10 protein-coding genes are annotated in these 12,295 nt (G+C 46.8%); 5 read left to right on the top strand and 5 right to left on the bottom strand.

Features of this window, described 5'->3' with window-relative positions:
• Nucleotides 1-14: 14 nt before the first annotated feature.
• Together QT992_RS28260 and QT992_RS28255 are read right to left on the bottom strand one after the other, a co-directional pair.
• Complete coding sequence (locus tag QT992_RS28260; RefSeq protein WP_333320598.1) at nucleotides 15-164, bottom strand: hypothetical protein; 150 nt, start codon at nucleotides 162-164, stop codon at nucleotides 15-17.
• Between the two features lie 58 nt (nucleotides 165-222).
• Complete coding sequence (locus QT992_RS28255) at nucleotides 223-633, bottom strand: hypothetical protein (protein WP_333320599.1); 411 nt, start codon at nucleotides 631-633, stop codon at nucleotides 223-225.
• Between the two features lie 389 nt (nucleotides 634-1,022).
• Between QT992_RS28255 and QT992_RS28250 the strand changes: the two genes are divergently transcribed.
• Complete coding sequence (locus QT992_RS28250) at nucleotides 1,023-1,679, top strand: Uma2 family endonuclease (protein ID WP_333320601.1); 657 nt, start codon at nucleotides 1,023-1,025, stop codon at nucleotides 1,677-1,679.
• 71 nt (nucleotides 1,680-1,750) lie between these two features.
• Here QT992_RS28250 and QT992_RS28245 read toward each other — a convergent pair whose 3' ends face one another.
• A complete protein-coding gene (locus QT992_RS28245) occupies nucleotides 1,751-2,356 on the bottom strand; it encodes a DUF3318 domain-containing protein (protein ID WP_333320603.1) in 606 nt (201 codons plus the stop codon).
• 358 nt (nucleotides 2,357-2,714) lie between these two features.
• Nucleotides 2,715-4,289 carry a nucleoside transporter C-terminal domain-containing protein gene (locus tag QT992_RS28240; RefSeq protein WP_333320605.1) on the bottom strand — a complete coding sequence of 525 codons (1,575 nt, stop codon included), beginning with the start codon at nucleotides 4,287-4,289 and terminating at the stop codon, nucleotides 2,715-2,717.
• A gap of 220 nt (nucleotides 4,290-4,509) precedes the next feature.
• On the opposite strand from QT992_RS28240, the gene QT992_RS28235 reads away from it, so the two are divergent.
• Nucleotides 4,510-4,800 (top strand): hypothetical protein, encoded by a 291-nt coding sequence (locus QT992_RS28235; protein WP_333320607.1) that lies wholly within the window; start codon nucleotides 4,510-4,512, stop codon nucleotides 4,798-4,800.
• Between the two features lie 107 nt (nucleotides 4,801-4,907).
• On the opposite strand, the gene QT992_RS28230 is transcribed toward QT992_RS28235, so the two are convergent.
• Nucleotides 4,908-5,102 carry a hypothetical protein gene (locus tag QT992_RS28230; RefSeq protein WP_333104806.1) on the bottom strand — a complete coding sequence of 65 codons (195 nt, stop codon included), beginning with the start codon at nucleotides 5,100-5,102 and terminating at the stop codon, nucleotides 4,908-4,910.
• A gap of 448 nt (nucleotides 5,103-5,550) precedes the next feature.
• On the opposite strand from QT992_RS28230, the gene QT992_RS28225 reads away from it, so the two are divergent.
• From QT992_RS28225 to QT992_RS28210, 3 genes are all read left to right on the top strand, one after another.
• A complete protein-coding gene (locus QT992_RS28225) occupies nucleotides 5,551-10,449 on the top strand; it encodes a CHAT domain-containing protein (protein ID WP_333378283.1) in 4,899 nt (1,632 codons plus the stop codon).
• A 12-nt stretch (nucleotides 10,450-10,461) separates the two neighbouring features.
• Entirely contained in the window at nucleotides 10,462-10,638 is a 177-nt protein-coding gene (locus tag QT992_RS28220; RefSeq protein ID WP_333320610.1) for a hypothetical protein, read from the top strand.
• Nucleotides 10,639-11,264: 626 nt separating this feature from the next.
• Nucleotides 11,265-12,295, top strand: a 1,031-nt coding sequence (locus QT992_RS28210; RefSeq protein WP_333378280.1) for a protein kinase domain-containing protein, incomplete at its 3' end; no start/stop codon positions are given.

The raw sequence follows: 12,295 nt of genomic DNA, 5'->3' as shown, positions 1-12,295 counted from the left end.
ATTACCAATACGCATCACCCCGCTGATGTAGATGTAGGGTGCGCTGGGCGCACCTTACCGCTATCAATATGATCGAGACTGTTCAATCTCACATTTTGCACCATTGTCAAGAACAGGCAAGATGCCTGTTCCACAATAAAATTTATCTCTTGTGGAACAGGCATCTTGCCTGTTCCTAAACAAGTAATTGAGAATGGTGCAATATCTCAGGTCAATCAAACGCTAAGAGTCAGCGGCCAAATGTTTAATTAAGACGCTCATCACTTCACCTGGATTTTGAGTTGGGACAAGCGGACTCCAGTCAGAAACGCAGGCAAAATTATCGCGGTGAAAAGAATGAATGACGCGGGAAACAACAGGACGAGAACTGATAATGAAAAGTTTCAACAGTTCTCGGTTAACTGAAGTTGGCAAGTTTGGTTCTTTAGCAGGGGGCTGATTGAGTTCGGTAGTTGGATTTTCTGGCCCAACCTCGAAAGCAAGTATTAATTCGGTATTGGGTAGCATTTGCCGGATGACTTTCAGGGAAGATTCTGCTTCGCTGCGGCTGCGAAATTGCGCGACGGGTAAGCGCTGAAAGTTGGGCAGGAGTCGGTAAATAATCCAGGCATTCGCAGTTTCTGGGGTGTTCATGGCTGTATTGTAAATTGGGTATGTTTGCCCATAGCAATGTGACAGACTTGCACGCGATTGCGAGCGCGATCGAGCATCGAGCTACTGCAATCAATATGCGTCCTAATTGATGATTTTTTCTCGCTCGCTCTGCGGCGAGCGAAAACTATATCTAGTTGAGCAATGACGCTATCTTAGACCAGAAATAAATAGGACAGTAAATTATTTACAAATTTTAATATGACTTTTTTTCAGTAGTAAAGTGTTGATTTAAGCGCTCAAATTAGGCGTTTAAATTAGGTATTAAAATTAGGCGGTTATCATGCAATGGCGAGCAATAAAAAACGTTATATAGGGTGGCTCGACAAAGAACCACGCTATAATTGATGTAAGTTTTGGGAAAAACTGCAATGTTAAATTACAACTTGCCGAGGTACTTGCCCTCAGCCGATGAACTGCCAGATTCTGACGAAACGCCTGTGGATAACGAACTTCAAGAACTAATACCGGGGTTGCTAAAAGCGATATTGCTCATAATTTGGGCAGAACGCATGGACTGGTTTTTTGGCATAGATATGGGTATCTATTATCACCCTGAAAAAGCTCCAATTGTCCCCGACGGTTTCTTGAGTTTAGGAGTAGAACGGTTTTACGATGAAGAATTGCGTCCCAGTTACGTGCTGTGGGATGAAAATGTTGTCCCAACTTTGGTGCTGGAAATCGTTTCCAAAAAGTATCGCAAGGAATACAGCACAAAGTTGGAGGAATATCAAGATTTAGGCGTGCTTTATTACATTATCTATTCATCTCGCCGCCGTCGAAAACCCCGATTGGAAGTACATAAGTTAGTTAATGGGAAGTATGAATTACAGTCGGGACATCCCGTTTGGATGCCCGAAATAGGTTTAGGAATTGGTTGTGAAAGGGGAAATTATTCTGGGGTGACGAGGGAGTGGCTGTATTGGTACGACGCAGATGGAAAACGTTATCTGACTCCTGAAGAACAGGTGAACAGATTAGCACAAAAATTGCGGGAGTTAGGAATCGATCCAAATAGTCTGAGGTGAAGTAATTATTATAGCGATGATTGGGTAAAGCCGACATTTCTATATTCTTCTGGTAGGAAGGGAGCAAGTTTTCACTCTTTCCTCACACTATCGGGTACGCCCACGGCCGAAATACCCGATATTGCCTTTAAGTTTTGACACCGAATCAATTCGTTAAAACCCAAACTCCGCCCTTCAATTTGCGCCACAGCCTCGATCGCCCCAAGCAAATGTCCGGCCGCTTCCGCTTCGTTGTAACCACGCCTTCCCGCTACTCTAATCGCCCCTTCATCAGCCTCTAACTCTACTTGGGAACTGCGGTTGTCGCGCCAAATTCGAGTCATGGCGAGTCCCGTCAAACCGCCCGCGATCGCAGTCCCGATCGCATCTCCTTGCAACAATTCTACAACAGTCCCGACAATTCCCGCCAGAGCCGCACCTTGATAAATATCCGGTTTAAACCACTTAAAACTGCACAGAAAACTTACATTCCGCAATAGCAGTAAATCCCGCTGCGGCTTAGATAGCAGCCGCCACAAATCAAAATTAATATAAATCGGGCGAGATTGATTCCAAGGCAAAGGAAAATCGCAGTCAATTACCGTTGATTGTTGTGGCTTATTAATAATTTTACACATCATGCGGCCGGAGGCTGGCATCACATCTAACAGGCGGCGAATTTCTGGATCGGGATTCATAAATTTTGGGATAATTGGTAATTGCATCTGCCTAAAAAACAATCCTATCTGTCAGGGGCTCGTAGGGGCGGGTTCACCAACAATATTTAACTCCCATCAAAAATCTACATAAACCCGCCCCCACCCAACCAATAAACTACATCAACCTTGATTTCGATAAAATACGAAAATATAACTGTAAGAGGCAACTTACTGTTGGGGCAGGTTTTACAGATTTTCAAGCATCGACAAATATTGTATGTGAAACCATTCCATACAGTAGACGGGATTTACTGTTGGGTGAGGGCGGGTTTTAGAGATTGTCAATTATTGACAAATATTGTTTGTTAACCCGCCCCTACAAGTCAATAGAATATAATTAAGGGTTTTTCTTGGATTCAGATTTGGGAGATTCTTGAGCTCTCGGAGCCACTTTTTCGGGGTTGGGCGAAGGCTTCGGACTGGCAATTGCTGGGGCAACTGACGGCTTTGAATTCGCGGCTGGGGATGGCGGTGATTTTAGAGATTCAGGGGCTGTTAGCGGTGCAGCCGGGGCTGTCTTAGTGCCTAAAATGCTGGCGTCTCCGGTGTCAAAGGTGCCGGCGATGCAAGCGATCATCATTGTAGCTAAAGTGCCGACAAATAATGCTTTCCAACCGAGTTCGGAAATGTCTTTGCGGCGGGATGGAATTAGGGCGATCGTACCGCCGACAAATATGCCGACGGAGGCGAGGTGGGCGAAGCCGGAAAGGGCGTAACTGACAATCAAAACTGTACGATCGCTCACCAGTCCTTTTGCCGATGCTTCTGCTAAACTTTGATAGGGCGGAATGGCTGTTTCTAACAGCCTGCGACCGATGATTACTGATGCTTCCCAAGAGTCGTCAAGGGCGACACCTGTTAATAACGTCAGGGGATAAAATAAGACTCCCATAATGTTGGCTAAGGTGACAACTTTGAAAAAGCCACCAATGGGGCCGGGCAAAATTGCCAGCCAACCAAAGAATTGATTGATTAAGGAAACTAAGCCTAAGATTAAAATCAAAACAGCGGCAATTGCCACAGCCATTTTTACACCGTCCAATGCGCCAATTATCGCTGCATCCAAAGGGCTGACTCGTTCGATGGGTTCTCCCCCAACAGTCTCTTGTTTGAATTCTTCGCGATCCATGTCCGAAATTTCTTCGCCCACAAACTCGCGGCCTTTAGGCTTCCGTTCTTCCTTGGGAATGCCGCCCATTGTCAGGGGTGTGTCTGTTTCTGGTACTAAGATTTTGGAGAGGACAAAACAAGCGGGGATGGCGATAATTGAGGCGGAAACTAAATGCCCTAAAATATTGGGAAAAACTGGCTTGAGAAAACTAACGTAAATTGCTAAAGTTGAAGAAGCGGCCGTCCCGAAACAGCAAGAGAGGATTGCACAAAGTTCCGAACGAGTCATTTTCGGCAAATAAGGCTTGACAACAATTGCCGCTTCAATTCCTACGAAAATATTAGCAGCGCCGCTGAGGGCTTCCGCGCCACTCAACCGCATTGTCATATAAAAGATTTTGGCAAAAAGTTCGGTGATAATTTGAATCACGCCGATGTTGTATAGCAAGGCCATGAGGCCAGAAAAAAAGATGACTGTCGGTAATGCTCTAAAGGCAAAAATATAACCTAAATTAACTGCCGGCTCTTTACCAGGTATCGGTACAACATTGCTCCCGAATACAAATCGCGCTCCAGCGTCAGCAGCGGTGAATACTCCATCCAGTAAGCCAGTAAACCATTCTAAAGCGATGCGAGTTGGGGGGAACAGGAATACTAAAAATCCTAAGACTAATTGCAAGCCAATGCCCCAGATGATGACGCGCCAGGGAATATACTTGGCCTGTCGGTTTTCTGAAAAAATCCAGGCGATCGCACACAAGCCAAAGATGCCCAGAAACGAGATAAGATTGTAGATAGACATGAGCCTAGTCCTTGAAATACTTAAGAATGCCGATCGACGGCTTGCACCACATCAGTTATACTATTCATCTGACGGCAAATGCTAAAAAAAATAACGGGCCGATGAATTACGCACTCAACAGCGTACTTATGTCATTGCTTAGGTCATTGCGAACTCTGCGGATCTTTAGCAACCCTTGATTTGCCGTAATTACCAGCAGTTTAGATAGAAACTCTAACACATGGAAGCTTTTGCTCCACATCCTCCTGAATGGACTGCGACGGCGGTTCACGCTAATGAGTTTTGCTGTCCCAAGTGTGGCGCTAGTTGCACAGATGCCGCTGATGTCTGGATTAATCGCCGATCGCCAGTATACACCGAGTTCAACCGCCGCAAGTGGCAAGAATTTTACCGCTGCCAGTGCGGCGGCGTGTGGTGGGCTTGGAGTAACGATAGGCCTCCTTCTGAACTTGTGCGTCGCGATCGGAGATCGGATGACGGCCCGGATGAGGGCCCCGATGATGATTTTTAGAACGGTGACAGAATTTTCGATTTTCGATTTTCGATTTTATTTAAAATTAGGATAAGGTGCGCGGCCCGGCGCACCCTACATTTAGATAGGTTAGCGCCATTTCTAAACTAATCGAGCACGTCAAGTATTCCCTTGACTACGCCTTCCATGACTCTTTCAATTAAGCTCAATTCATTTTCGGCGATCGACTCATTTAAGAGCATTGACTGAATTCGCTGTCTGTCATCGCGAGTCAGTTCGCCTGACGAAAATATCTGCTCTACTATTTGTTCAGTTAGAAATGAGGAAGTTTGAGTTTGCATGGTTGGTCTCTAAAAGCATCAATATTTTGCTTTTAACTTTATTAGAGGAGCCAGTTATTGTGTGGGTTTTTACTTTCCCACCCAATCAGTGCTCCAATCCTAGGACTCTGGGGGGATTTTGTCAATACACTCGTTACAGATCGATATAAAATTTGCCTTAAATTTCCGACATTCTGGCAACGGGTGGTTTTGGAGTGCGATCGACCCCGGCGGTGGCAGTGTTCGATCGACCTTTTTAAGTTTATTGGCACTTTGGCGGAACATTACCGCTCAAAAAAAATCAAAACGATAAGAGATTAGAATGGGGCATGGGGCATGGGGCATGGGGCATTGGTCATTGGAACCAACAAATAACAACAAATATAAGAAAAATAACCACTAACTAATGACTAACGACTAATGACTAATGACTATTGACAACTGACAACTGACAACTGACAACTGACTAATGACCTATTTTCGTTCTGCTCTAATTTTGACATTAGGTTTTTGGCTGCTACCGCTAGCAGTTCGATCGCAACCTGTCGTTCCTGCCAATGACGGCACTAATACTGTTGTTAACTCCGAGCAAAACCGCACAGACATTAGCGGCGGACAACTGTCAGGAAACGGCGCAAATCTGTTTCACAGCTTCAGCCAATTTAATCTCAGCGAAGGTCAAATCGCTAATTTTCTAACTAATCCAAATATTCAAAATATTTTAGGGCGAATTTCCGGCAACAATGTTTCGATCATTAACGGTCTGATTTCTGTAACCGGCGGCAACTCAAATTTATTCTTAATGAATCCGGCGGGAATTGTCTTCGGTCAAAATGCTAGATTAAACGTGCCGGGGTCTTTTTTCGCGACAACTGCTACAGGTATTGGTTTCGGCGATCGCTGGTTCAATTCGGCGGGAATTAATGATTACAAAGCTTTACTGGGAAATCCCAATCAATTTAATTTTAATAACTCACAACTCGGTGCAATTGTCAATGCGGGAAACTTGGCGGTTGGCAGCGGGCAAAGTTTAACTTTGCTCGGTGGAACCGTTATTAATACAGGACAATTATCCGCTCCCAACGGTCAAATTACTGTGGCTGCTGTTCCGGGACAAAATGCAGTCCGTATCAGTCAATTTGGCAATTTATTGAGTTTAGAAATTACTCCGTCTTTGCAGTCAGAAAACTCGGCGATCGCCCCGGTTTCTTTGCCTCAGTTGCTGACGGGCTCCGGCGTAGTGTCAGCCACAGGTTTAACGACTAACGAACAAGGTCAATTGGTACTGACTGGCGGCCAAACAGTGCCCGCAGTTGCCGGAAGTGCGATCGTCTCCGGTTCTGTAAATGTATTTGGCCCTTCTGGGAATGCTGGCGGCACAGTCAATATTTTAGGGGAAAAAGTCGGACTCTTCGGCGCAAATATCGATGCTTCCGGGACTGACGGCGGAGGTACTGTGCGCGTCGGAGGCGGTTTCCAGGGGATGGAACCAGTGCCAAACGCCCAGGTAACTTATGTTAGTCCTGATTCTACGATCGCAGCAAACGCGATCGACCGTGGCAATGGCGGCACGGCGGTAATTTGGTCAGACAATATAACTCGCTTCTTGGGCAATATTAGTGCTCGCGGCGGCACTGCCGCAGGTAACGGCGGCAGAGTAGAAGTTTCCGGCAAAAATGCTTTAACTTTCCAAGGAGAGGTCGATACCCGCGCGACTAACGGTGCGATCGGCAATTTGTGGCTCGATCCGGCAAATATTACGATCGTCAGCGGTAACGGATCCAGCAGCGGGGGCTCGACTGGCGGGGAACTGGAATCGGAACCCGAACCCAATGAAACATCGATCTCAGAAGTGCAGTTGGAACAGATGGCGGCCGGCAGCAACGTGGTTCTAGATACCCCCGGCTATATCACCGTCCAAGACTTGCCCGATAACCAACTTTCCCTGCAAGCGAGAACCGGAGACACGGTAACATTTAGGTCGGGCGGAGTGTTTGTTGTCAATGACCCCAAGGATTTAATCGAGACTCAAGGTGGCAACATCAACATTTTCGCCAGCAGCATCTCTCTGGGCGGACTCAATGCTAACGGCGGCAATATCGCTATCACTGGTAACGGCATTGACTTGAGAGGCGGCAGCAATTCTGTCACCAGTGCGGGGGGAACAATTCGCTTGCAGCCCAACGATAGCCGAGCAATTCGGATCGGTGGCACCGGCGATATTTTGGGCCTTTTAGACTTGACGGCGACGGATCTCGGCGCTTTGGCGGGGGATTTCGGCTCGATCGCGATCGGGCGCGAAAACAGCAGCTCGATCGCGATCGTCGCACCCATTACCTTCAACAGCCCGCTGACACTTCAAGGCAGATCGATCGGGATCGACAATCCCCTGAATACAAGCGGCAGCGCTAGCTTGACTCTCGACGCGCCCCAAACTAATCTCAACGCCAACATTGCCACATCCGGCGGCGATCTCACTTTTACAGGCAACGCATCCCTCAATGCTGACGTGGCTTTGAGCACGGAAGCTACCGGCAACATTCTGTTCTCCGGTAGCCTAGACGGATCTCGCGCCCTGAGACTAGACGCTGGGCGAGTGCTGTTCGGCGCTACAGTCGGTCAAGCTGCACCGCTGGCGAGTTTAACTGTCAACGCCCGCAGTACCGAGGTTTCGGGCAATATGGCGACATCTGGCGACATGACTTTCAATAGTAACGTCACAGTCGATCGCACCGCCGCCCTAGCCGCCACTACCGGCAATATCACTTTTGCCAATACCCTCGACAGCACGCCGGGCCGGGCTAATAATTTGACGCTGCGCGCTGGCGGCAACATTACTTTTGGCGGCCTAGTCGGTCAAACTCAGAGGTTGGGCCAGCTCTCGGCCGATGCTGCTAGCGTGACGGCTTCTTCCACCATTACAGCGCGCATTTTGAGCGTTAACGCGCGAGATTCTGTTACGTTCGGGGGGGACAGCACGGCCACTTTGGGAGCCGCTATCAAGGCAGGAAATGTCCTCTTAGAGGGTAATTTAAGGACGGATGGTGGCAGCGTGAACCTCCAAGGAAGCGGCGAGGTTCGGACTGGTAATATTACCTCGAACGGTGGGAGGATTCGGGTTGAGGGAAATACTGTTGCTGCGGGTGCGATCGACTCGTCATCGGCGGGCACAGGAGGCGCGATCGCTCTCCAAACCAATGCTGGGCCTTTAACTGCGGGAGCTTTGAACGCTTCGGGGGCGATCGGCGGAAATATTGCTGTCACCTCGAAGGCGGGGATTTCCGCTCTCGATCTCAACTCCAGTGGCACTTCAAACGGCAACGGCGGAGGCGTTTCCCTGAACGCGACTGGTGATATTCAGTTGGGCTTTATCAACGCTAGAGGCGGCACTGGTGGTACTGGCGGCAGCGTTGATGTGAGAACCCTCGGTTTGTTTCGATCGAACAATGTTTTCAACGATGATATATCGGGCAATATTTCCAGTATTTCTACTACCGGAGGTGCGGGGGCGGGGGCGATCGCAATTCGCCACGGAGGCGGTATCGATCGACCGTTTGTAGTTGGCGGCGCGATCGACAATGGAACCAGAGGAAGCATTAATGCTGGCGTGGGAAACGCCATTTTTCCCACTTTTTCTTTTGGACAAAGTTACACCCAAGGAAGTTTACCAAATCAGATTTCCCTAATTACACCGGCCGCGCCCTCTACTCCTGCACCAATTCCCGAACCAATTCCCGCACCAATTCCCGAACCAATTCCCGCACCAATTCCCGAACCAATTCCCGAACCAATTCCCGCACCAATTCCCGAACCAATTCCCGAACCGCCTCAAGAGTCCGTAAATCCCGAGCCGGAGCAGTCATTTCCGGCATCTTTGCAAGTAGAATTGCGATCGCCCAATCGAGACAGAAATTCCGCAATGAGCCAGGATATTTTCGCTCCTTCTCGCAGATTAGATGGGGCAGGTTCGGGAGTTTTAGAATTTGAACAAACCTTTACTCGCGAGTACGAAAAATATCTGGACTTGCCCCCAAGAAAGCCGATTACTAATCTATCGGTGATTTACGAAACTCTTCGCAAAAACGAACAAACTACCGGGACCAAATCTGCAATTATTTATATGAATTGGCTCAGGAGATCGGATGCAGCCGCAGCCAAAGAAAATGGTTCAGTGCTGGTGGCAAGTCGGGATTTATCTAATCTATTGCCTGTGAGAAAAAACCTCACCTCCGGGCCCCATCGCCCCTTAGAAGATAAGTTGGCCCAGAGGTTGTCGCCACTGAGCCAAGAAATTCCCGATGTTCCTAACGGGGAGCTTTTAGAATTAGTGTTAGTCACAGCTAACGCTGAACCGATGCGCGTTGTAGTTCCGGCGACAACGCGGTGGCAGGTGTTGCAATTGGCGGATGCCCTGCAAACGGAAATAACTAATCCCAGAAGAAGAAGCAGCATTAGTTATTTGGATTCGGCTCAAAAACTTTATCGCTGGTTAATTGCGCCAATGAACGCAGAATTGGCTGCTTTAAAGATTGACAATTTAATTGTAATTCCGGCAGCAGGTTTGCGGAGTGTGCCCTTTGCTGCTCTTCACAATGGCAAACAATTTTTAGTTGAGCAATACAGTCTTAGCGTGATGCCGAGTCTGAGTTTGACTGATATTGGCTACGAGAATATTGCGGATGATGAAGTTTTGGCAATGGGGGCGTCGGTATTTGAAGATAAAGCGCCATTACCAGCGGTACCGGTGGAGTTAGAGTCGATCGCGCCGCCAAGTGAAGGAAAATTATTTTTGAATCAAGATTTTACTCTCGGAAATTTGCAAGCTCAGCGGGCAAATCGGCCTTTTGGAATCATTCACTTAGCAACTCACAGCGAATTCCTGCCTGGGGAACCGAAAAATTCTTACATTCAGTTGTGGGATACTAAATTACGTATCGATCAAATGGCACAGTTGCGGTGGAATGAACCGCCGGTGAATCTGTTAGTTTTAAGCGCGTGCAGTACCGCTTTGGGCGACGAAGAGGCGGAGTTGGGGTTTGCGGGTTTGGCGGTAGCTAGCGGTGCTAGATCCGCTTTAGCGAGTTTGTGGGAAGTCAGCGATGATGGGACTTTGGGGCTGATGACTGAGTTTTATCGGCAGTTGCGGGCCCCCAGAGGCGGTGGCAATTTGATGATTAAAGCGGAGGCTTTGCGGCGCGCGCAATTGGAGATGCTGCGGGGGCGCGTGCGGATTCAAGACGGAATGTTGCGAGCCGATGGGCTTTCTGGGGATCTAATTTTGCCTCCAGAAATTGCGGCGCGGGGCGATCGAGTGCTTTCGCATCCTTATTATTGGGCCGCCTTTACAATGATTGGCAATCCTTGGTAATGGAGATGTTGAATGAAGAAGGAAAAAGAGGCGCACCATTGTCAGCAACAGGCTTTCCGGCCTGTTCCCCAAGAAAATTTATCTTTTGTGGAACAGGCATCTTGCGTCAGCAACAGGCTTTCCGGCCTGTTCCACAAGAAAATTTATCTTTTGTGGAACAGGCCGGAAAGCCTGTTCCTAAAAACCTAATTGAGAATGGTGCAATATCTCAGATGCAACCGGAAACCCTCTCAAATGTCTCGAAACTACGACATCCTAATAGTCTTCCCACCAGTCTTACCCAAATTATTAGGGTGGTATGATGAACTACCTTGATTCGTTAATTCCCCGAAAACCTATACGATTGACATACATTTTTAGGCATTCCGGTTTCACAGTTTCGCTGTAACAAGGCGTGGGACTCATAATCAGCGATCGATTGACAGCTACATTTGACACAAATGTGGTTCTGTTTTCCTTTTTTCTTAGTGTTTTTACGGATATGGGTTAATTTGCACTCGCTTTCATTGTATGGTGATTCCCCCTATTTATACTCTAATTATGCAAGGCCCAAATCTCCTATGAAGACTAACGGCGATCGCCCTTCACTCTGTTTTGCCGAATTTTACACGAAACTGTAGAGCGATCGTACTCCTGACCGGAGTGTTTAGCCCTCTTATTTTTAAGAAATGTTAATAAAAAATAACTTTTCTTTTTCAACTTAAGTTTTTCTTAAAATTTCGGATATTATTATGTATGAGAGGATACATTTACTTAATTAATTAACAATTGCTAAAAAACTAATTGAGTATTAATACTGACCAGAGGATGTAAGAATGATTAACTTACCGGGCTACGACATTACCAACCAAATCCATGAAAGTAATAATTCTTTAGTTTACCGGGGACTGAGAAAACAAGACAAAAAACCAGTAATTGTCAAATTTCTCAAACAAGATTATCCGATGCCCGCTTCGTTAGTCAGATACAAGCAGGAATACGAAATCACACACAATCTTAACCTAGAAAGTGTGCCTAAAACCTACAGCTTAGAAAGATACCATAACAGTTTGGCTATCATTTTCGAGGATTGTGGTGGAGACTCATTAAAGCTGTGGTTGGCTTTTCACCAACTTACCTTAGAAGAGTTTTTATTAACAGCTATTAAAATAACCAGGGCTTTAGGTGAAATTCATCGACATAAAATTATTCATAAAGATATCAATCCCAGCAATATTATTATCAACTCAAGCACAGGGCGAGTTCAAATTATAGATTTTGGCATCTCTACTGTTTTAAAGCGCGAAAATCCTAGCCTGAAAAATCCTAATGTTTTAGAAGGCACTCTGAGCTATATATCGCCGGAACAAACAGGCCGAATGAACCGAGAGATAGACTACCGCACTGATTTTTACTCATTAGGAGTCACTTTTTACGAAATGCTAACGGGGCAATTGCCCTGGGATTACAGCGATGCAATGGAATTAATCCACTGTCACATTGCCAAACAAGCAGTACCGCCCCACCAAATCAATCTAGAAATTCCTAAAGCTGTTTCTAATATTGTGATGAAGCTATTAGCGAAAACCGCTGAAGCCAGATATCAAAGCCCTTGGGGAATTATCGCTGACTTAGAAGAATGCCTAGAACAATTAAAAACTACGGGCGGAATTGCAGATTTTGCGATCGCCCAAAAAGATATTACAGATAAGTTTCAAATACCTCAAAAACTCTACGGGAGAGAAACAGAAGTTGAAACCTTATTAGCAGCCTTTGAACGAGTCAGCAGGGGCAGCACCGAAATGATGCTAGTATCCGGTTACTCTGGCATTGGTAAATCCGCCTTAGTACAAGAAGTTTATAAACC

The sequence above is a fragment of the Microcoleus sp. T3_D1 genome, from assembly GCF_036700405.1.
Lineage (GTDB): Bacteria > Cyanobacteriota > Cyanobacteriia > Cyanobacteriales > Microcoleaceae > Microcoleus.
The sequence above is the reverse complement of the archived record's forward strand: the minus strand, read 5'-3'. Positions and strand labels throughout refer to the sequence as shown.